The sequence below is a fragment of the Variovorax sp. W2I14 genome, from assembly GCF_050435205.1.
Classification (GTDB): Bacteria; Pseudomonadota; Gammaproteobacteria; order Burkholderiales; family Burkholderiaceae_C; genus Variovorax; species Variovorax paradoxus_C.
In genome coordinates this window covers 1,230,244-1,249,364 of record NZ_JBNDJX010000001.1, presented here as the reverse complement: position 1 = coordinate 1,249,364, position 19,121 = coordinate 1,230,244, and the positions used below count along the sequence as shown (strand labels likewise).

General features: G+C 66.3%; 18 protein-coding genes and 2 pseudogenes. 6 read left to right on the top strand and 14 right to left on the bottom strand.

Going from position 1 to position 19,121, the window contains the following annotated elements; all coding sequences use genetic code 11:
• Positions 1 to 38 precede the first annotated feature (38 nt).
• Positions 39 to 2,111, bottom strand: a complete 2,073-nt coding sequence (gene sctV / locus QF040_RS05855) for a type III secretion system export apparatus subunit SctV (protein WP_429610206.1) — start codon at positions 2,109 to 2,111, stop codon at positions 39 to 41.
• Positions 2,112 to 2,424: 313 nt separating this feature from the next.
• Between sctV and sctQ the strand changes: the two genes are divergently transcribed.
• Positions 2,425 to 3,549, top strand: coding sequence for a type III secretion system cytoplasmic ring protein SctQ (gene sctQ, locus QF040_RS05850; protein WP_429610205.1), 1,125 nt, complete (start codon positions 2,425 to 2,427; stop codon positions 3,547 to 3,549).
• 2 nt (positions 3,550 to 3,551) lie between these two features.
• On the top strand, positions 3,552 to 4,211 hold the full coding sequence (gene sctR / locus QF040_RS05845) for a type III secretion system export apparatus subunit SctR (RefSeq protein ID WP_307644889.1): 660 nt from the start codon (positions 3,552 to 3,554) through the stop codon (positions 4,209 to 4,211).
• A 49-nt stretch (positions 4,212 to 4,260) separates the two neighbouring features.
• Here the strand turns inward: sctR and QF040_RS05840 are convergent, their stop codons facing one another.
• Positions 4,261 to 4,995 (bottom strand): FMN-dependent NADH-azoreductase, encoded by a 735-nt coding sequence (locus tag QF040_RS05840; protein ID WP_429610202.1) that lies wholly within the window; start codon positions 4,993 to 4,995, stop codon positions 4,261 to 4,263.
• Between the two features lie 118 nt (positions 4,996 to 5,113).
• On the opposite strand from QF040_RS05840, the gene QF040_RS05835 reads away from it, so the two are divergent.
• Complete coding sequence (locus QF040_RS05835) at positions 5,114 to 6,061, top strand: LysR family transcriptional regulator (RefSeq protein WP_429610201.1); 948 nt, start codon at positions 5,114 to 5,116, stop codon at positions 6,059 to 6,061.
• Here the strand turns inward: QF040_RS05835 and QF040_RS05830 are convergent.
• Entirely contained in the window at positions 6,042 to 6,704 is a 663-nt protein-coding gene (locus QF040_RS05830; RefSeq protein ID WP_429610200.1) for a TetR/AcrR family transcriptional regulator, read from the bottom strand. The two genes, QF040_RS05835 and QF040_RS05830, sit on opposite strands and share 20 nt — an antisense overlap.
• Positions 6,705 to 6,791: 87 nt before the next feature.
• Between QF040_RS05830 and QF040_RS05825 the strand changes: the two genes are divergently transcribed.
• The 3 genes from QF040_RS05825 (at position 6,792) to QF040_RS05815 (ending at position 8,661) form a co-directional block, all read left to right on the top strand.
• Positions 6,792 to 7,643, top strand: a complete 852-nt coding sequence (locus QF040_RS05825) for an NAD(P)H-binding protein (RefSeq protein ID WP_429610199.1) — start codon at positions 6,792 to 6,794, stop codon at positions 7,641 to 7,643.
• Positions 7,643 to 8,131, top strand: coding sequence for a DUF1772 domain-containing protein (locus QF040_RS05820; protein ID WP_429610198.1), 489 nt, complete (start codon positions 7,643 to 7,645; stop codon positions 8,129 to 8,131). Before QF040_RS05825 ends, QF040_RS05820 begins: the two co-directional genes overlap by 1 nt.
• Before the next feature lie 89 nt (positions 8,132 to 8,220).
• Positions 8,221 to 8,661 (top strand): hypothetical protein, encoded by a 441-nt coding sequence (locus tag QF040_RS05815; protein WP_429610197.1) that lies wholly within the window; start codon positions 8,221 to 8,223, stop codon positions 8,659 to 8,661.
• Between the two features lie 18 nt (positions 8,662 to 8,679).
• Here the strand turns inward: QF040_RS05815 and QF040_RS05810 are convergent, their stop codons facing one another.
• The 11 genes and pseudogenes from QF040_RS05810 to QF040_RS05760 form a co-directional block, all read right to left on the bottom strand.
• Positions 8,680 to 9,585: an SDR family oxidoreductase gene (locus QF040_RS05810; RefSeq protein ID WP_429610196.1), complete on the bottom strand. Its 906-nt coding sequence runs from the start codon at positions 9,583 to 9,585 to the stop codon at positions 8,680 to 8,682.
• Between the two features lie 221 nt (positions 9,586 to 9,806).
• Positions 9,807 to 10,745 (bottom strand): glutathione S-transferase family protein, encoded by a 939-nt coding sequence (locus QF040_RS05805; RefSeq protein ID WP_429610195.1) that lies wholly within the window; start codon positions 10,743 to 10,745, stop codon positions 9,807 to 9,809.
• Positions 10,746 to 10,870: 125 nt separating this feature from the next.
• Positions 10,871 to 12,511, bottom strand: a complete 1,641-nt coding sequence (locus QF040_RS05800; RefSeq protein WP_429610194.1) for an isovaleryl-CoA dehydrogenase — start codon at positions 12,509 to 12,511, stop codon at positions 10,871 to 10,873.
• 32 nt (positions 12,512 to 12,543) lie between these two features.
• Positions 12,544 to 13,560 (bottom strand): annotated as a pseudogene (locus tag QF040_RS05795) (NADP-dependent oxidoreductase).
• Positions 13,561 to 13,594: 34 nt separating this feature from the next.
• Positions 13,595 to 14,065 carry a PaaI family thioesterase gene (locus QF040_RS05790; RefSeq protein WP_306879542.1) on the bottom strand — a complete coding sequence of 157 codons (471 nt, stop codon included), beginning with the start codon at positions 14,063 to 14,065 and terminating at the stop codon, positions 13,595 to 13,597.
• Positions 14,066 to 14,175: 110 nt separating this feature from the next.
• The gene (locus tag QF040_RS05785) at positions 14,176 to 14,973 is read right to left on the bottom strand and encodes an SDR family oxidoreductase (protein ID WP_429610193.1); all 798 of its coding nucleotides are present in this window, start codon (positions 14,971 to 14,973) and stop codon (positions 14,176 to 14,178) included.
• Positions 14,974 to 15,008: 35 nt separating this feature from the next.
• Positions 15,009 to 15,311, bottom strand: coding sequence for a Dabb family protein (locus tag QF040_RS05780; RefSeq protein ID WP_013541594.1), 303 nt, complete (start codon positions 15,309 to 15,311; stop codon positions 15,009 to 15,011).
• A gap of 17 nt (positions 15,312 to 15,328) precedes the next feature.
• On the bottom strand, positions 15,329 to 15,568 hold the full coding sequence (locus QF040_RS05775) for a hypothetical protein (protein WP_429610192.1): 240 nt from the start codon (positions 15,566 to 15,568) through the stop codon (positions 15,329 to 15,331).
• Between the two features lie 2 nt (positions 15,569 to 15,570).
• Positions 15,571 to 17,428, bottom strand: a pseudogene (locus tag QF040_RS05770) (acyl-CoA dehydrogenase).
• Positions 17,429 to 17,444: 16 nt separating this feature from the next.
• Positions 17,445 to 17,903: a PaaI family thioesterase gene (locus tag QF040_RS05765; RefSeq protein ID WP_429610191.1), complete on the bottom strand. Its 459-nt coding sequence runs from the start codon at positions 17,901 to 17,903 to the stop codon at positions 17,445 to 17,447.
• A gap of 2 nt (positions 17,904 to 17,905) precedes the next feature.
• Positions 17,906 to 19,081 carry an acetyl-CoA C-acyltransferase gene (locus QF040_RS05760; protein ID WP_307599827.1) on the bottom strand — a complete coding sequence of 392 codons (1,176 nt, stop codon included), beginning with the start codon at positions 19,079 to 19,081 and terminating at the stop codon, positions 17,906 to 17,908.
• Between the last annotated feature and the right edge of the window lie 40 nt (positions 19,082 to 19,121).

The following is a 19,121-nucleotide window of genomic DNA, read 5'->3' as shown; positions in this document are numbered from 1 at the left end:
TGTTTTTCGGTGCATCCAAGGGGACGGGGAAATGTTCATCAATGCGCTTGCGGATTGGTGACCCAGCCCACCGGCTGCAGGGCCACGTCTTCGTCGACTTCCTGGTAGGACAGCACCGGCAGCAATGGCGCCACCGGTTCGATCAGCGTCTTGATGTAGCGGCGTACATCCGACGAGGCGATGGCCACCACGCGCGTGGCAGCCGTTCCGAGAATGCGGCGCACCTGTTCGCGGATGTCCTGCGTGACCGCCGGGCTCAACAGCAGCAGGTTGCCGCGCGGCGACCGCTCGATCGCGTTCTGCACGCGCTCCAGCAGGCTGGACTCGAACAGGATGGCTTCGAGCTGCCGGTTGGGGCCCACATAGCGGCTGGTGATGTAGCGGCCGAGGTCGATGCGCACCAGCTCGGTCAGCGCGATGGCGTCCTGCTCCTTCGGCGCCCAGATCGCGAGGCACTCGAAGATGGCGTGCAAGTTGCGGATCGGAATGCCCTCCTGCAGCAACCGGCGCAGCACCTCGGCGATGCGCTGGCCGGACGCCACGCGCGACACCTCGGCCGCGAGTTCGGGCGCATCGCGCTGCACCGAATGCAGCAGGCGCTGAACCTCCTGCAGCCCGATCAGGTCGCGCACATTGCGGCGCACCGCATCCTGCAGGTGCAGGCCGACCACCTCTTCGTTGTTCCAGGTCTTGAAGCCGGCCTCTTCGCCCGGCACCCACACCACGCGCGGGAACGGGCCGAAGGGCTCGGCCACCTCGGCGCCGGACGGCGGCGCGGCGGCTTCGGCCGGATCGAGCATCCGCCAGCCCGGCCGCAGCGTGCCTTCGGACACCGCGACATCTCGCACAAGCACCTGGTAGCCGTGCTCGGCCATGCCATCCGCATAGGCGAGTTGCAGGCGCGGGAACACCGGGCCGAGATCGGTTTCGACCGCGGTCTTCACCGTTGCCAGGTGCTGGTCGAGCGCATGGCGGTCAACGCCGCCGCGCAGCCCGCTCGACAGCCGCACCGCCAGCGGCGCGGCAATGGCATGGTCCGTATCGGTTTCTTCAGAGGCCACACCTTCGCGGTGAGAGATCCAGCCGGGCGTCTGGTTCTGCCGGCGCAGCATGCGCATGGTGAAGCCCAGGCCCAGCAGGATCGCGGCGAGCAGGCCGAACACCCACTTCGGAAAGCCCGGCACGATGAGAAAGCTCGCGACCGCCAGGCCCGCAATGATCAACGCGCGCGGATGCGCCATGAGCTGCTGGCCGATCTGGTTGGCAAGCTGCGTGTCGCGGCGGTCGCCGGTGCTCACGCGCGTGATGACGATGCCCGCGGCAATCGACACCAGCAGCGACGGAATCTGCGACACCATGCCGTCGCCCACGGTGAGGATCGCGTAGCGCTGCAACGCACCGCCCAGGCTCATCTCGTGCATCAGCGTGCCGATGGCGATGCCCGCAAGAATGTTGACCAGCGCGATCACGATGCTGGCGATGGCATCGCCCTTCACGAACTTCATCGCGCCGTCCATCGCGCCGTGCAGCTGGCATTCCTGCTCCAGCACCTGGCGGCGCTTTTGCGCCTGCGCGGAAGACAGCACGCCGGCGCGCACGTCGGCGTCGATGCTCATCTGCTTGCCCGGCATGGCATCGAGCGCGAAACGCGCCGCCACCTCCGCCACGCGCTCGGAGCCCTTGGCGATCACGATGAACTGCACGATCGCGATGATCAGGAACACCACGCCGCCGACCACCACGTTGTTGCCCACGATCAGCTTGCCGAAGGTGTCGATGATGTGGCCCGCATTCGCATGCAGCAGGATCAGCTTGGTCGACGCGATGTTGAGCGCGAGCCGAAAGAGCGTGGTGAACAGCAGCAGCGAGGGAAAGGTCGACAGCGACAAGGCCGAGGGCACGTACATCGCGACGATCAGCAGCACCAGGCTGATCGCAAGGTTGCTTGCAATCAGCAGGTCGAGCAGCGGTGTCGGCAGCGGCAGCACGAACAGCGCGACAACGACCACCAGCAGCCCGGCGAGCAGCAGATCGTTGTAGCGGCCTGCATTGCCCAGCAGGTCGCGCACACCGCCACGGTACGTTGAAAGGGATCGCGGAGAGCTCGCCATCTCGTTGCTGCTTTACGGTGTTCTTGGAGTTGTGGGTGATGCCGCTCGCATCGAATCGCGTCGCCGCTCGAACCTGGGGAATGCCCGTCGCGGTGGACTCTATGCGCCGCCATCCATTCACGGCAACCACGAGTTTCCGTAGCCGGGCCGCGTTGTGTGGCGCGCGCGGCACTACGTGTTTGCGGACTACCTGCGTGCAGGTCGGCTGGCTAAGCTGCCCGTCCCGGTGCACACCGCTTCGCACCGTTTCAAGGTATGAAGAAAGTGATACGACGTAGCCAGGGTTGCATCGAGGAGCTGAACGAAAGCACGCATGTCGTCGAACGCATGGTCTGACGCGGTGACGGAGCTCGGCGGGTCGCGCGCGTTGCCGCGCGCCGATGCCGCGAACGTGCGCGCGCTCAATCGCCTGTATGGCACGGTGCCGCTGCCCGATGTGTCGGCGCGCGGTGCCCGATACCGCATCCACTGGAACCACGACGCGGCATTCGGCCACACGGCGCGCGAGAGCTATCGATTCAAACTGGGCGCGCACGTGGGCCATCTCGCGATGGATGCACCCAGCCTGCAGGTCCTGCTCGGCGAACGCCGCATCGACCTCTTGCCGCGCGACCTGCGCTACATCCTGCTCGCCGATGCACTGCATCCGGTGGTCGATGCGCTCGAGAAGGCGCTGCGCCTTCATTTCGAGTGGCAGCCTTCCGAAGCCGAAGCCCGCGAAACGCAGGAGCGGCGCGAACATGCGGCGCTCGTGCATTGCGACCCCGAACGCGCCGCGTTCTTCGCTGCCACCCCTTCGGATGGCGGCGCCATGCTGCGCGGCTTCGTGCAGTTCGAGGACGCGGCCACGCTGGATGCACTGGTTCCGGCGGGCCGCGCTCCCTACCGAGCAGCGCACGCGACCGACGCCTTCGACGCGCTGCGCCTTCCCGTGAACTTCTGCCTTGGCAGCACGCCGATCCAGTTGCGCGAGATCGGCAGCATCCGGCCCGGCGACATCGTCGGCATCGAGCAGTGGCGTCCTTCGGGCGCCGCGATCGTGGTCTCGGCCGAGCTTGGAGGCGCGGGGGGAAGGCACCTCTCGGCCTTTGCCGAAGGCTCGCACATCACCGTTCAGCAATCGAGAGACAGCGCCATGAAGCCAGACACCCCCGCCCAGGCGGCCCAAGCCACGGGAACCGCGGACAACGCCAACCTGCCGATCGACCGGCTCGACGCGCTGGAGGTGACGCTGCGCTTCGAGGTCGGCGACCTCTCGCTCTCGCTCGGCGAACTCAAGAGCATTCGCGCGGGCCATGTGTTCGACCTGGGGCAGCCGCTGAACCGCAGCCCGGTGCGCATCCTGGCGCACGGCAACGTGCTGGGCAAGGGCTACCTCGTTGCCGTCGGCGACCGCCTCGGCGTGCGCGTATCGGAGTTCGCGCCGGGCGAAGTCTGAGCATGCAAGGCGGACTCCCCGAACCCCTCACGCTCGTCGCACTGATCGTTGCTTTCGGCGTGGCGCCGTTCGTGGCCTTGATGGTGACGAGCTACACCAAGCTGGTGATCGTGTTCGGCTTGCTGCGCACCGCGCTCGGCCTGCAGCAGACGCCGCCGAACATGGTGCTCAACGGCATCGCGATCATTCTCTCGGTCTACATCATGGCGCCGGTCGGCATGGACATCGGCGATGCATTGCGCGGCCGCAACTTCGGCGCCAAGGGCGAAGGGCTCGGCGACATCATGGCGGTGGTCGATGCAGCCAAGGCGCCGGTGAAGGAGTTCCTGCAAAAGCACACCCACGAGCGCGAGCGGCAGTTCTTTCTGAAGTCCGCGGCCAACATCTGGCCCAAGGCGCGCGCCGATCAGCTGCAGGCCGACGACTTCATGGTGCTGGTCCCCAGCTTCACGCTCAGCGAGCTGACGCGCGCGTTCCAGATCGGTTTCATCATCTACCTGGTGTTCGTGGTGGTGGACCTGATCGTCGCGACGGTGCTGCTTGCACTCGGCATGTCGATGATTTCGCCCACCACCATCTCGCTGCCGTTCAAGCTGTTGCTGTTCGTGATGCTGGATGGATGGACGCGGCTCGTTCACGGGCTGGTGCTGTCGTACCGCTGAGAAGGTGTGAATAAACCTACTGCGCGGTCCGATCTCGCACCTGCGGTCCTCACCGTACAGAGTACGGCTCCGGTCCTCGGCGCAAGCTCGAACCGCTCGCTACGGTTTCTTCACACCTTCTGAGCTCATCCACGAGCCGGTCGACCGCGGCCTCGGCTTTGCGCATCGACTGTGCGAGTTGCTCGCCGCCGAATTCGTCGCACTCCACTGCCGCCTCATGCACATCGGTGATTCCGATGTAGCCGAACACCGAGCGCACAGAAGACTCCGTGTGGTTCAGGTGCGCGATGCGGCCGCCCGGGTCGTAGCCATGGTCGCCGCGCGCGCCGAGCAGCACCATGCGCTTGCCGGCATCAGCAAGCATCGGCCAGTACGGCACCGCGCCGCGCGCACGGTCGAAGCCGAAGGTGCGGCCCACGCGCACGATGTTGTCGATGTATGCCTTGAACTGCGCGGGCACGCTGAAGTTGTACATGGGCAGGCCGACCACGATCAGATCGGCGGCGATGAGTTGGTCGACGAGGCGATCGCTTTCTGCGAGCACGTTGGCCATCCAGGGTTCGCGGTCGGCCGGCGCGGTGAAGGCGGCGTGGATCCAGCGGCTGTCGACATAGGCGGGTGGGTGCTGGCCGACATCGAGGTGGTCGATGCGGTCGTCCGGCCGCGCTGCGCGCCAGCGTTCGACGAAGCGTGCGGAGAGGCGCCGCGTGTGCGAGCCGTGCGGGTCGGTGCCCGAGAGGCCCGGGCGGGCGCTGGCGTCGATGTGAAGCAGGTTAAGGGTCATGTCGCTCTTTCGGTGAATGGATGAGTTGATCTACGCTGTCTCGCGCTGTCAGAATGACTGCACAGGCCTTGAATCTATGGATACGCACGGCCATTCACAAACGATCATTTCTCCCTTCATGCAAGAGATTGGCTCATCTGTCCGGCCACCGCGCCGCCTGCCTCCCCTGCTCTCGCTGCGGGCCTTCGAGGCGGCGGCCGCGCACCTGAGCTTCCAGCGCGCGGCGGTCGAACTCTCGGTCACGCCTTCGGCCATCAGCCACCAGGTGCGCGCGCTCGAAGACACGCTGGGCCAGCCGTTGTTTCGGCGGCTCACGCGGCAGCTCGCGCTGACGCCCGCGGGCCAGCGGCTCTTCGACGATCTGCGCATGGGCTTCGATGCGCTCGAAGCGGGCATCGACAGGCTGCGCCGGCCTGCGGCTTCGCAGTCGGTCACGCTCACCACCAACACGGCCTTCGCGGCGCGCTGGGTGCTGCCCCGCATGACGGTCTTCCGCAAGGCCTGCCCCGGCATCGAACTGCGGCTGCATGCGGGCGACACGCTGGTCGACCTCGCGCGCGGCGATGCGGACATCGCGGTGCGTTCGGGCAACGGCAACTGGCCGGGGCTGGTGTCTAGCGAGCTGATGCCCGAGCGCTACGCGCCCTTGTGCAGCCCGATGCTGGGCCTGCGCCGCAAGGGCGATCTGCCGAAGCATCAGCTGATCCATTGCGACTGGCAGCCGAACGCGCTGGCCCCGGCGTTGTGGTCGCGCTGGTTTCGCGAAGCGGATATCGCGCAGCCGCGGGGCCGCTCCGCGAAAGCCGCGGGGCTGTCGTTCTCGGACGAGACGCACGCCATGCTCGCCCGCACTGGCAGGCCACGGTGTTGCGCTGTTGAGCCTCACGCTGGCGGCCGAGGAGTTGCGCAGCGGCGCGCTGGTGCAGCCCTTCGGGCCGGCGCTCGATACGGGAAGCTACTTTCTCGCGACCGCGAGCGGGCGGGAGAACGAGCCCGCGATACGCGCCGTGTGGCAGTGGATCGAATCGCAGGCAGCGGCCGGCTAGTCAGGCCAACGGGTCGGTGATCTCCCGAAGCGCCATGCGCTTGTAGACCTCCACCAGCGCCGCACCTTCGGCCGCATCGACCGCGATGGCCAGGCGGATGGTCGCCTCGCCCATCTCCCAGATCAGGAAGGCGGTTTGCTCGACGCGCCTGATGTCGGCACGGGCCCGCACCTTGTGCACCTTGAACATCGCGTCGGCCAGCATCTGCCCGCAGATACGGCTCTCGGCGAGTTGCAGGGTCAGCAGTTGCCTGTCGACCTGCATGCCGCTCCAGATGTCGCGCATGACGGGACGCTCGTTGACGATGGCGTAGTACACGTCCACCAGCGCCGCGAAGGACGACTGCAGGCTCGCAAGGTCCGTCACGTCCTTGAGGCCGTCGCGGATGCACTCGCGGCTCGCGGCATTGATGCGCTCGGCCAGCATGCGGATCAGCGCGGCCTTCTCGGGGAAGTACTGGTAGAGCGAGCCGATCGAGATTCCGGCGGATGCGGCGACCTCGCTCATCTTCAACAGGTCGCTGCCGCTGCGCGCGATGAGCTCGGCGGCAGCCTCGAGGATCCGCTCCACGCGCGCCTTGCTGCGCTCCTGGATCGGGCTCTTTCTGGCCGAAGGCGCTTCCACGACCGCCACCTGCGATTGCAAAGGTGCGCTGCGTTTCATGGCATCCCCTGAGGGTTGACATTCAAAATGTGAGTAACTATCATTTTTTACGTGAGTATTTCTCACATTATCTCAAGGAGTCCGAAAATGGCAATCAGCAGCAGCCCCCGGGATGACGCGCATCCCATCCTGGTACTCGGCGCGAACGGCAAGACCGGCGGACGCGTTCTGGACCGGCTCCGCGCCGCCGGGCATGCAGTGCGTGTCGGCTCGCGCTCCGTGCAACCGCGCTTCGATTGGGAAGACCGCAGCACCTGGCCTGCCGCGCTCGACGGCGTGCGCGCCGTCTACGTCGCCTACCAGCCCGACCTGTGCGTGCCAGGCGCCGTCGAGACGGTGACGGCCTTCTACGATGCCGCCGCCGAGGCTGGCGTCGAAAGGGTCGTGCTTCTGTCGGGCCGCGGCGAACCCGAAGCGCAAGACGCCGAGAAGGCCCTGCAAGCCACCACGCTCGACTGGACCATCGTGCGCGCGAGCTGGTTCTTCCAGAACTTCAGCGAGAACTACTTTCTCGATGAGATCGTCGCCGGTGCGATCACCTTGCCCGAAGGGCTGGCGCCGGAGCCTTTCATCGACGCCGACGACATTGCCGACATCGCCGCCGAAGCACTGGTCGACAGCCGCCACAGCCGCAAGCTCTACGAACTGACCGGGTCGCAGGCCTTCACCTTCCCGGAAGCCATCGCAGAGATCAGCCGCGCGACGAATCGGCGGATCGACTGCAACATCATCCCGATGGACGACTACGCCAAAGCCTTGTCCGAAGCCGGCCTGCCGCCAGACCTTTCGTGGCTCGTCATCTACCTGTTCACCACCGTCCTCGATGGCCGCAACACGCCCGTCGCCCATGGCGTGGAACAGGCGCTGGGCCGCCCGCCGCGCACCTTCGCCGACTACGTGGCACGCACGGCCCCGACCGGCGTGTGGGGAGCGAAGTGATGATGGGCAAGACGGCCACTGTGCTGATCCTCGTCAGCGCCTTTTCCACGGCAATGGTCGCTGGCATCTTCTACGCGTTCTCCTCGTTCGTGATGCCCGCGCTCGCGCGCATCCAGGACAGCGAAGGCATCCACGCGATGAATTCGATCAACGTCACGGTGATCACGCCGAGCTTCATGCTTTTGTTCGTGGGCAGCGCCGTGCTGGGGATCGTGCTCGGCGGCTGGTCGCTGTTCTCCATTTCGCAACTGGATTCGCAACTCGTCCTGCTCGCAAGCCTGCTCTACGTGGTCGGCTGCTTCGGCGTGACGATGGTCCTCAACGTGCCGCTGAACAATCAGCTCGCCGCGACCTCGCCCACCGACGGCCATGTGTTCTGGCAGACCTATCTCAAGACCTGGACGCTGTGGAACAGCGTGCGAACCGCCTCTTCGGCGCTCGCCGCGATCGTCTTCATTGCGGCTGCGTTAAAGCGCGCTGCCGCGTAGCGCTTTGCAGCTTGCGCCTGCGCGCGGAACATGGTTTCATCCAAACGAAACAGGGAGTAAATAGAAGACCGATTCAGGAGAGGATCGAGATGAAGCACCATGACTCGCGCGTGCTCGCGGCACTGGCATTGCTGACCACCTGCATGGCATCGATCGATGCGCACGCAGCCGACGGCACCATTCATTTCACGGGCGAAATCGTCGCAGCCCCCTACGAGATGCGCCTCGCGGCGCACGCGCCGGCACCGGCGCCAACGGTGGCCCACCGCAAGAGCGGCCTGGGCCCCGTCGCCGAACTCTCCTTCGTGCAGCAACGCGTGGACCGCCCCAGCGGCACCGTGCGCATCGAGGGCCTCGGCGCCCTGCCCCTGCGCACCGTGTTCACCGATGCCCAGGGCCGACAGCATCCTTTCGATCCATCACAGGCGCAAGCACTCGGCCTGGACGGGGGCAAGCTGTCCATTGCGGCGCTGCGGCAGCCGCCTGCAGGCCGCGTGGCGGCCGCGATGGTGACGGTCAGCTACAACTGACCACGCACCGGCGCAACCTCAAGCTGCGCGAAGCTGTTCGCGCAGCTTCTGGCCGATCTCGGGCCGCTCGAGGAACGGATCGGCCGGGTTTTCGATCGCCACGATGTTCTCCATCCGGGCGCGCACGTTGCCCAATGCCTTGGGGTGGCTGAACACGTAGAACTGGTTGCCGCTGATGGCGTCGAACACCTTCGCCGCGACTTCGGCCGCGGTGATCTTGCCGCTGCTCACCGCCTTGTTGCTCATGGCCTGGCCGATGAGCTGGCTCTTGGTGAGCTCGCTGTCCTTCGGCGCATTCGGGCGGTTGCGCTCGCTGCTCGTGATGCCGGTCGGCACGAAGTACGGGCACAGCAGGCTCGCGCCGATCTGGTCGGTGACCAGCGTCAGGTCTTGGTACAGCGTTTCGGTGAGGCTCACGACCGCTGCCTTGGCGGCGTTGTAGATGCCCATGTTGGGCGGCGTGAGGAGGCCCGCCATGCTGGCGGTGTTGGTGATGTGGCCGCGGTAGGCCGGGTCTTTGGCGGCCGCCTCGAGCATCATCGGCGTGAACAGGCGCACGCCGTGGATCACGCCCCAGAGGTCCACGCCCAGCACCCATTCCCAGTCGGACACCGTGTTCTCCCACACCAGCCCGCCCGCGCCCACGCCGGCGTTGTTGAACACGAAGTGCGGCGCGCCGAAGCGCTCTTTGACGGCGGCGGCCAGTGCTTCCATCTGCGCGGCATCGGACACATCGACCTTGCGGGCCAGCACCTGCGCGCCGGCGGCTTCCATCTCGGCTGCGGCCTTGTCGAGCGCGTCCTGCTGCACGTCGACCAGCACGAGGTTCATGCCGCGCGCGGCGCCGATGCGAGCGCATTCGAGGCCGAAGCCCGAACCCGCGCCGGTGAGAACGGCGGTCTTGCCCTTGAAGTCCTGAATCATTTGCCGGTGTCCTTCTTGCGTTGAATGTCTCTGACGGTGGAGCCGCTATTGAAGTACGGAACGCGCCGCCGCGCAGTCACGAAGGTGCCCCGGCCGCGTGCGTCTCATACGGAAACGCGTTCAAAAATATCAATCCGTTCACGCTGAGCGTGTCGAAGCGACGCGCGAGACTTCGACAAGCTCAGTCCGGACGGTTCTTGTTGATTGGCCGCCAACTCGTATCAGGCCTCGGCTTTCTTCAGCACATAGCCGATGCGCGGAAAGTGCACATGCACCGTGCCGATGCGATCCTCGCTGCGCTCCAACGTGTAGTGCGTGCGCGTCGCGGCCACCAGCGTGCCCGCCGTTTCTTCCAGGCCGAAGCTCTCGGCCCGGATGGTCACGGCGCTGCCGAGCGCGATGCCGTGGTCGTCCTGGAAGGTGCTGTCGGTCAGCAGCGTGTGCGGCGTCGCAGCCTTGGCCACGGCGATGGCTTCGTCGGCGCTGAACTTCTCGGGCGCACCGTGGCCGATGGCGGCCATGCGGTCCATCCAGTCGACCACCGCGGGCGTGAGGTCGAGGATGGTGCGGACCGATTCGATGCGGCGCGTGTACCAGAGCGGGTGGTAGGCAGCGAAGTCGGTGATGCTCGGCACCTCGCCCAAGAGGTAATGGCGATCGTCCAGCATGTCCGACAGGCGGCGCAGGTACGACTTGTAGGCGCTGGTGGCATCGGCCGGACGCAGGCGCGTCATGTTGCCGGCGCTCATCTTGCCCCGGTCTTCACCGAAGGCCTTGGCGGCTTCGGGCGGCGCCTTGGCGAACACTTCGGCCGCACCCTTGGGCTGCAGGTTCCAGGCCATCGCAGCCCAGAACAATGTCGTGTCGGCCCACTGCGCGAGGATGCGCGACAGGCCCTTCTCGGGTTCGGGGTACAGCGTGGGCTCGGGCTGCAGGTGCTCCAGCACGTCGGCGATGAGCGCGCTGTCGCAGTACATGTCGGCGCCGATCTGCAGGAACGGCGTCTTGCGGTAGCCGCCGGTGAGCAGCTCCACATCGGGCTTGGGCATGATCGGCGGAATGAACACCGACTTCCACGGCAGCTGCTTGGCGCCGAGGATCAGCCGCACCTTTTCCGAGAACGGCGAGGTGGTGTAGTGGTGGAGGATCAGGTCGGCCATGGGTTTCGGTTCCTTGTAGTCGTGAGGCTGAATCCACCCCCAACCGTTCGGGCTGAGCTTGTCGAAGCCGCGCGCGGCACTTCGACAAGCTCAGTGCGAAGGGATTCGCGGGGTGGCGTGAATATCTATAGCGGACTTGCGCGCCGGATGATCGAATCGAAATCGGTGCCCGCGCCCAGCGTGCCGAAGGCATTGCCCCAGTCTCCGCCCAGGCGCGATGCGCAGAACGCACCGACCACCGCGGGCGGTGCGGTCTGTGCAAGCAATGAAGCCTGCACGGCCAGCGCCACGTCCTGTGCCAGACGACGCGCCTCCACCTCGGAGGCCATCGCCTCGATGCGCGCCGGCAGTGCATCGGCCAGCCGGTCGAGCGCGGCGTGTTGGCCACGTGCAGGAGCAAGCTCCTTCGTGAGCGCCACCACTGCATCGCCCTTGCGCAGGCCGCGCAGCAGATCGAGCGCCATGATGTTGCCCGCGCCTTCCCAGATCGAGTTGAGCGGCATCTCGCGGTAGACGCGGGCCATGATGCCTTCGCCACCCTCTTCCACGTAGCCGTTGCCGCCGAGGCATTCCATCGCCTCCTGCGCAAAGTGGCTGCCGCGTTTGCAGATCCAGAACTTGGCGACCGGCGTGAGCAGGCGCGCCATCAGCCGCTCGTGTTCGTCGCCCGGGTGATCGAAGGCACGGGCCAGGCGAATGGCCAGCGCGGTCGAGGCTTCGCTTTCGAGCGCGAGGTCGGCCAGCACGTTCTTCATCAGCGGCTGCTCGATCAGCGGCTTGCCGAAGGCATTGCGCTGCGACGCGTGGTTGATGGCGATGCTCAACGCCTGACGCATCAGGCCGCTCGTGCCGAGCGCGCAGTCGAGCCGGGTCATCGTGCCCATCTCGAGGATCTGCGGAATGCCGCGCCCCTCCTCGCCCACGAGCCAGGCGCTGGCGCCGTGGAACTCGACCTCGGAGCTCGCATTGGCCTTGTTGCCGAGCTTGTCCTTCAGGCGCTGGATGTGAATGGCGTTGCGCGTGCCATCGGGCAATACGCGCGGCAGAAAGAAACAGCTCAACCCGGCCGGCGCCTGCGCGAGCACCAGGAAGGCATCGCACATCGGCGCCGAGAAGAACCACTTGTGGCCGGTGATCGCGTAGCGTTCGCCCCACGCATCGCTGCCGTCGCGCACGGCTTGCGTGGTGTTGGCCCGCACGTCGGAGCCGCCCTGCTTTTCGGTCATGCCCATGCCCATGGTCACGCCGGGCTTGTCCTTGAACGACTTGAGTGCCGGGTCGTACCAGAGGCTGGTGAGCTTCGGGCCCCAGTCGGCGTACACGGCCGCATTGCTGCGCAGCGCGGGCGTGACCGCATAGCTCATCGAGATCGGGCAGAGCATCGACGGCTCCAGCTCGGTGAAGAGCATGAAGCCCGCCGCGCGCATGACGTGTGGCGAAGCCGAGGTGCCGGCCCACGGCGTGCCATGCAGACCGGCGCCCACGGCAGCGGACATCAGCACGTGGTAGCTCGGATGGAACTCCACCTCGTCGATGCGCCGCCCGAAGCGGTCGTGCGTGTGCAACTCGGGCGTGTGGATGTTGGCCAGCCGCGCATGCGTCTGCATCTCGGCCGAGCCGATGGTCACGCCCAGCTCCTGCAACGGCGCCACCTGCAGCTGCGGCGCATTGAATTTCAACGCATCGCGCAAAGGCCGGTTGGTTTCGAACAGGTTGTAGTCCGCCATCGGTGCGGGCTGGTTGAACACCTCGTGCGTCGTTTCCATGGTCGGCTCCTTTGCCGTGCGCTCAGTTCATTTCAGATCAGCTTGACGAGTTGCTTGCCGAAATTCTTGCCCTTCAGCAAACCCAGGAAGGCCTCGGGGGCGGATTCGATGCCCTGCGCGACCGACTCGCGCGGCTTCAGCTTGCCGGTGCCCACCAGCGTGCCGAGCTCGGTCAGCGCCTCGGGTCACACTTCCATGTGCTCGCTGACGATGAAGCCCTCGATCTTCAGCCGGTTGATGAGAATCAGCGCCGGGTTCGCCAGCGGCAGCGGCGCGCCGTCGTAGCCCGCGATCATCCCGCACAGCGCCACGCGCGCAAAGGCGTTGCAGCGCAGCAGCACCGCGTCGAAGATGTAGCCGCCGACGTTCTCGAAGTAGCCGTCGATGCCGTCGGGGCAGGCTTCCTTCAACGCCGCGCTCATCGACTTCACGTCGGGGTGCTGGCGGTAGTCGATGCAGGCGTCGAAACCGAGTTCGTCGGTCACGTACTTGCACTTGTCCGGGCCGCCCGCGATGCCGACCACGCGCAGGCCGCGCGCCTTGGCCAGCGCACCGAAGGCGCTGCCGACCGCGCCGCTGGCCGCCGTGATGACCACGGTTTCGCCGGCCTTGGGCGCAATGATCTTCACGAGGCCATACCACGCGGTCACGCCCGGCATGCCGACCGCACCCAGGTAGTGCGACAGCGGCACATGCGTGGTGTCGACCTTCTTCAGCGCGCCGGGCTGCGAAGCATCGACCACGCTGTACTCCTGCCAGCCGCCGAAGCCCACCACCTTGTCGCCGACCGCGTACTTCGGGTGCTTGCTCTCGACCACTTCGCCGACGGTGCCGCCCTGGAACACCTGGCCCACGGGCTGGTTGGCGGTGTAGCTCTTCGAGTCGTTCATGCGGCCGCGCATGTACGGGTCGAGGCTCATGTAGTGGTGGCGCACCAGCACCTGGTTGTCGGCGAGCGCGGGCGTCTCGACGGTCACCAGCTTGAAGTTGCTCGCGGTAGCTTCGCCTTCGGGGCGGTTGTCGAGGTGGATCTGCTTGTTCGTGGGCATGGGGTTCTCCTGGGGAATTCGTTCGTTCGGACAGTCAGTCGGTGGAAGGCGGCCGCATTTCGTTCGCGCTGGCGGGGCCCGTCGGCAGGCGGCGCTTCACGTACTTGAAGGTGCCGGTGGCATGGGCGCATACACGCTCCTGCTCGTCGTAGATCTTGGCTTCGGTAAACGCCAGCGTCGCGGTGCGATGGATCAGCGTGCCGCGCGCATGCAGCGGGCCGACCGAAGGCTGCATGAAGCTGGTCTTCATCTCGATGGTGACCACGCCCGTCTCGGGCGCCACGCTGCGCGCGGCCGCGGCCATGGTGATGTCGAGCAGCGTCATGCAGGCGCCGCCGTGCGTCACATCGAAGGTGTTCAGGTGCTCGGGCTTGGCGGTGTAGATGATCTCGGACTCGCCGCCCTCGAACTTCGTGAGTTCGAAACCGAGGTGGCGTGCGAACGGAATCTGGCTCGTGTACGAGCGGATGTTGATGTCGGTAGAAGGCTGAGTTTCAGTGGTCATGGATTCCATTCGTGAGACACCGCGGAACCGGCTTCGCCGGGCCGCCGGTGTCGCCCCGGCGAGGGGGTTGGCGCGCGCGACACGAAGTGCGCGCAGCCTGGGGGAGAGCCTTACGCTGCGCCGAGAACAACGCTCACGCCGCCGTCCACCGCCAGCCACTGGCCGGTGATGTGCTTGCCGGCATCGCTCGCGTACAGCAGCGTCAGGCCCTTCAGGTCTTCGTCGTCGCCCAGGCGGCCCAGCGGCGCCTGCGCGGCCATTTTTTCCTCACCCAGCGACTTGATGAGGCCGGCCGCCATCTTCGTCATGAAGAAGCCCGGGCAGATCGCATTCACCGTGATGCCGTACTTGCCCCACTCTGCCGCCAGCGTGCGGGTGAAGCCGATCACCGCCGTCTTCGAGGTGTTGTAGGCCAGCGTCTGCATCTCGGGCGGGTTGCCGTTCAGGCCGGCGATCGAGGCGATGTTGATGATGCGGCCCGTCTTCTTCGGGATCATGTAGCCGTTGGCGACCTGCTGCGACAGGATGAAGTAGCCGCGCACGTTGAGGTTCATCACCTTGTCCCAGGCCTCGACCGGGTGGCTCTCGGCGGGCGAACCCCAGCTCGCGCCGGCGTTGTTGATGAGGATGTCGACCGCGCCCATGCGCTGCAGCGTCTCGTCCGCCAGGCGGCGGGTGTCTTCTTCCTTGGAGCAGTCCGCGGCGATCCAGCGTGCGTCGATGCCGGCGGCCTGCAGCTCGGCGGCGGCCTGCTCCAGATCGTCGGCCTTGCGCGAACTCAGCATGATCTTCGCACCGGCCTCGCCAAGCGCATGAGCCATCTGCAGGCCCAGGCCGCGCGAGCCGCCAGTGATGAGGGCGGTCTTGCCCTTGAGGTCGAAGAGCTGTTGGGTGGTGCGAGCGGTCATGGGTTGTCTCCGGTGTTCTGTGAGAGGTAGGTCGATCAGATTTCGTAATCCATGCACTGGCGGGCTTCGCGGACAGCGCCGATGAAGGGCTTGAGCGCGACGTGCTGCGGATGGTCCGCATAGGCCGCGAGCGCGGCCGCATCGGTGAATTCCGAGTACAGCACCAGGTCGTAGGTGGCCTCGAGTCCGGGCTGGGCAATCGCCACTTCAAAGCGGTGCGTGCCCGGCGAGAGCTTGGCGCAGGCATCGAGCAGCGCCTTGGCCTTCAGCAGGTTGGTCGCCTTGTCGGCACCTTCGGCGTGCTCCTTGAACTTCCACATCACGATGTGCTTGAGCATGGTGCGGGCGCTCCTGCCTACTTCTTGCCGTCGTCCAGGCGCGAGCGCACGTAGATGAGCACGACGCCCACCAGCGCGATCACGCCGCCGGGCACGGCCATCGACCATCCGAGCGTGGCATCGGTGCGGCCCGTGGCGATGCCGAGAATCAGCAGGAACAGGCCGCCGTAGATCAGGATCCAGATCCACTTCTCGAGCCGCGCATGCGGCTTCGGGGGTTTGACGGGGGTGGGAGTGTTGGGGGCGGCGTTGGCCATTGTCAGAAAGCGTCCTCGGGCAAAGCGGTACAGGTCGGATCACGGCTCTCGACCACGTTGAGCCAGGCACCGATTTTCGGCAGCTCGTAGTGGAAGAAATAGTCCGTGGCGCCGATCTTGCCAGCTGTTACCGCCCTCGCCTTGTCCGCGTCGATCTCGAGCGCCCGCCGCGCCACGTCCAGCCAGAGCCAGGCGAGCACCGTGTGGCCGAAGGCCTGCATGTATGGCACGGCATTGGCCAAGGCGTCGGCCGGGTCGCCGGTGGACCAGGCGGCCCTCGGTGGCGCTGCCGATGCGCTGCAGCGCGGCGCCCAGTGCCTTGGCATGCGCCGCAAGCGCCGGCACCTTGGCCGTGCGGGCGATGGTCTCGGTGATGCGGCCGGCCAGCAGTTGCAGGCCGCGGCCCTTTTCCATCAGCACCTTGCGGCCCAGCAGGTCGGCCGCCTGGATGCCGTGCGTGCCCTCGTGGATCATGTTCAGGCGGTTGTCGCGCCAGTACTGCTCCACCGGAAAGTCGCGCGTGTAGCCGTAGCCGCCGTGCACCTGGATCGCTAGCGAATTGGCTTCGAGGCACCATTCACTGGGCCAGCTCTTGGCGATAGGCGTGAGCACTTCGAGCAGCAGGCGCGCGTCGTCGGCCGCCTGCGCGTCGCCGGTCTTCTGCGTGTCGACCAGCCGGGCGCAATACAGCTCCAGCGCCAGCGCGCCTTCGCAATACGCCTTCTGCGCAAGCAGCATGCGGCGCACGTCGGCGTGTTCGATGATGCGCACCTGCGGGCTGGCGGAGTCCTTCACAACCTGGCTGCCTGCACCCGCCTCGGGCTTCTTCACGAGGCGGCCCTGCGGCCTGCTCTTCGCGTATTCGAGCGAGGCGTAGTAGCCCGCCATGCCGAGCATGGTCGCGGCCGTGCCGACGCCGATGCGGGCCTCGTTCATCATGTGGAACATGCAGTGCAGGCCCTTGCCGGGCGCGCCGACGAGGTAGCCCACTGCGCCCGCCTTGTTGTCGACGGGGTACTTGCCCTCACCGAAGTTCAACAGCGTGTTGGTGGTGCCGCGCCAGCCCAGCTTGTGGTTCAGGCCCGCCAGCGCCACGTCGTTGCGCTCGCCGGTCAGCTCGCCCTTGGTGTTGACCATGCGCTTCGGCACGATGAACAGCGAAATGCCGCGCGTGCCCGGCACCAGCTTGCCGTTCTCGTCGGGGATCTTGGCGAGCACGATGTGCACGATGTTCTCGGTCAGCTCATGGTCGCCGGACGAGATCCACATCTTGTTGCCGGTGAGCCGATAGCGCGGGCCGAGCGGATCGTTTTGATAGTCGGCGCCGTCGGGCACGGCGCGCGTGGCCACGTCGCTCAGCGACGAGCCGGCCTGCGGCTCCGACAGGCACATGGTGCCCGCCCAGCGGCCCGAGAACTCGTTCTTCGCGAACACCTCTTTCTGCATCTCGGTGCCATGCACCATCAGCAGGTTGGCGTTGCCGCTGGTGAGCATGTTGGAGCCGATGCTCACCGAGGCCATCGCGAAGAAGCTGTTGGCCGCGGCCGACAGCGTGTAGGGCAGCTGCATGCCGCCGATGTCGTAGTCCTGCGCGGCGCTCATCATTCCCGATTCGACGAAGGCCTTGTGCGCATCGTGCGTAGCCTTCGGCAGGATGACTTTCTCGCCGTCGAAATGCGGCTCCTGCGTGTCGACCGTGCGGTTGAACGGCGCGTACTTCTCGCGTGCGATGCGCTCGCAGGTGTCGAGCACCGCATCGAAGGTTTCGCGCGAATGGTCGGCAAAGCGCTCGCTCTTGTTGAGCGACTCGGCATCGAGCCAGTCGTAGAGCAGGAAGTCGAGGGTGGGACGCAGGCTCATGGGGTGTCTCTTCTGGCTACTTCTTCGAGGATTCGGGCAGCTTCGCGATGGTGCCCTGCGCGAGCGCGCAGAGCTTTTCCATACCGCCGGTCACCGCGAAGATCTCGCAGGTGCAGACGGCTTGCGAGCTGCCGGTGTGCACGGCCTTCGCGCGGGCGATCAGACGATCGCCGACGGCCGGCCGCACGTAGTTGATCTTGAATTCGGAGGTCACCACCGGCACGCGCAGTGCGGTGCCGCCGGCGAAGGTCAGCGCGTTGTCGGCCATGTAGCTCACGATGCCGCCATGGGCGAAACCGTTCTGCTGCTTGAGCTGCCCGGTCAACGGCAGCTGGAGGTCGACTTTTCCCGGCGACAGCGCATGCATTTCCGCACCGATCAGCACGCTGAAGGGCTGCGAGGCGAGAACGCCCCGCCCCATTTCGAGCATGGCCAGGAAGGCTTCGGGCGAGACCTGGGTGTCGCCGCCCGACATGATTACAAGACCTCGAACACGCCCGCGGCGCCCATGCCGCCGCCGATGCACATCGTGACCAGCACCTTCTTCGCGCCGCGGCGCTTGCCTTCGATGAGCGCATGGCCCGTCAGGCGCTGGCCGCTCACGCCGTAGGGGTGGCCGACGGCGATGGCGCCGCCGTCCACGTTCAGGCGGTCGGCCGGAATGCCCAGCTTGTCGCGGCAGTAGATCACCTGCACCGCGAAGGCTTCGTTCAGCTCCCACAGGTCGATGTCGTTGACCGTGAGGCCCAGGCGCTTGAGTACCTTGGGAATCGCGAAGACCGGGCCGATGCCCATCTCGTCGGGCTCGCAGCCGGCCACGGCAAAACCGAGGAAACGGCCGAGGGGCTTCAGGCCCTTTTGCTGGGCGTACTTCTCGTCGACCACCACGCAAGCGCCGCCGCCATCGGAGAACTGGCTGGCATTGCCGGCCGAGATCAGGCCGCCGGGCATGGCCGAGCGGATGCCGCTGATGCCTTCCTTGGTGGTGCCGGGGCGAATGCCTTCGTCGTTCTCGACCGTGACTTCCTTGGTGCGCAGACCCATCACCGGGTCGGCCACGCCGGCCAGTACGGTGATCGGTGCAATTTCGTCCTTGAAGCGGCCGGCTTCCAGCGCGGCAGTGGCCTTCTGCTGGCTGGCTGCGCCGTATTCGTCCATCGCGTCGCGGCCGATGTTGTAGCGCTTGGCGACCTGCTCGGCCGTCTGCAGCATGTTCCAGTAGATCTCGGGCTTGTGCTTCACGAGCCAGGGGTCGGCCAGCATGTGCTTGTTGGCTTCGTTCTGCACGCACGAGATGCTCTCGACGCCGCCGGCCACGTACACGTCGCCTTCGCCCGCGATGATGCGTTGCGCGGCGGTGGCAATGGTCTGCAGGCCCGAGGAGCAGAAGCGGTTGATCGTCATGCCCGAGGTGGTAACGGGGCAGCCGGCGCGCAGTGCAATCTGGCGCGCGATGTTGGAGCCGGTGGCGCCTTCGGGCGTGGCGCAACCCATGATGACGTCATCGACTTCGGCGGCTTCGATGCCGGCGCGCGAGATGGCGTGCTGAACGGCGTGGCCGCCGAGCGTGGCGCCGTGCGTCATGTTGAAGGCACCCTTCCAGCTCTTCGCGAGCGGCGTGCGGGCGGTGGAAACGATGACGGCGCTGGTCATGGTGAGGTCCTTTGAAGATGGAAGGGAAAAGAGGGTGTGG

Bases quoted from the DNA above. Each gene is read 5' to 3' on its own strand.
- sctV (WP_429610206.1), bottom strand. From the start codon at position 2,111: ATGGCGAGCTCTCCGCGATCCCTTTCAACGTACCGTGGCGGTGTGCGC.
- sctQ (WP_429610205.1), top strand. From the start codon at position 2,425: ATGTCGTCGAACGCATGGTCTGACGCGGTGACGGAGCTCGGCGGGTCG.
- sctR (WP_307644889.1), top strand. From the start codon at position 3,552: ATGCAAGGCGGACTCCCCGAACCCCTCACGCTCGTCGCACTGATCGTT.
- QF040_RS05840 (WP_429610202.1), bottom strand. From the start codon at position 4,995: ATGACCCTTAACCTGCTTCACATCGACGCCAGCGCCCGCCCGGGCCTC.
- QF040_RS05835 (WP_429610201.1), top strand. From the start codon at position 5,114: ATGCAAGAGATTGGCTCATCTGTCCGGCCACCGCGCCGCCTGCCTCCC.
- QF040_RS05830 (WP_429610200.1), bottom strand. From the start codon at position 6,704: ATGAAACGCAGCGCACCTTTGCAATCGCAGGTGGCGGTCGTGGAAGCG.
- QF040_RS05825 (WP_429610199.1), top strand. From the start codon at position 6,792: ATGGCAATCAGCAGCAGCCCCCGGGATGACGCGCATCCCATCCTGGTA.
- QF040_RS05820 (WP_429610198.1), top strand. From the start codon at position 7,643: ATGATGGGCAAGACGGCCACTGTGCTGATCCTCGTCAGCGCCTTTTCC.
- QF040_RS05815 (WP_429610197.1), top strand. From the start codon at position 8,221: ATGAAGCACCATGACTCGCGCGTGCTCGCGGCACTGGCATTGCTGACC.
- QF040_RS05810 (WP_429610196.1), bottom strand. From the start codon at position 9,585: ATGATTCAGGACTTCAAGGGCAAGACCGCCGTTCTCACCGGCGCGGGT.
- QF040_RS05805 (WP_429610195.1), bottom strand. From the start codon at position 10,745: ATGGCCGACCTGATCCTCCACCACTACACCACCTCGCCGTTCTCGGAA.
- QF040_RS05800 (WP_429610194.1), bottom strand. From the start codon at position 12,511: ATGGAAACGACGCACGAGGTGTTCAACCAGCCCGCACCGATGGCGGAC.
- QF040_RS05790 (WP_306879542.1), bottom strand. From the start codon at position 14,065: ATGACCACTGAAACTCAGCCTTCTACCGACATCAACATCCGCTCGTAC.
- QF040_RS05785 (WP_429610193.1), bottom strand. From the start codon at position 14,973: ATGACCGCTCGCACCACCCAACAGCTCTTCGACCTCAAGGGCAAGACC.
- QF040_RS05780 (WP_013541594.1), bottom strand. From the start codon at position 15,311: ATGCTCAAGCACATCGTGATGTGGAAGTTCAAGGAGCACGCCGAAGGT.
- QF040_RS05775 (WP_429610192.1), bottom strand. From the start codon at position 15,568: ATGGCCAACGCCGCCCCCAACACTCCCACCCCCGTCAAACCCCCGAAG.
- QF040_RS05765 (WP_429610191.1), bottom strand. From the start codon at position 17,903: ATGTCGGGCGGCGACACCCAGGTCTCGCCCGAAGCCTTCCTGGCCATG.
- QF040_RS05760 (WP_307599827.1), bottom strand. From the start codon at position 19,081: ATGACCAGCGCCGTCATCGTTTCCACCGCCCGCACGCCGCTCGCGAAG.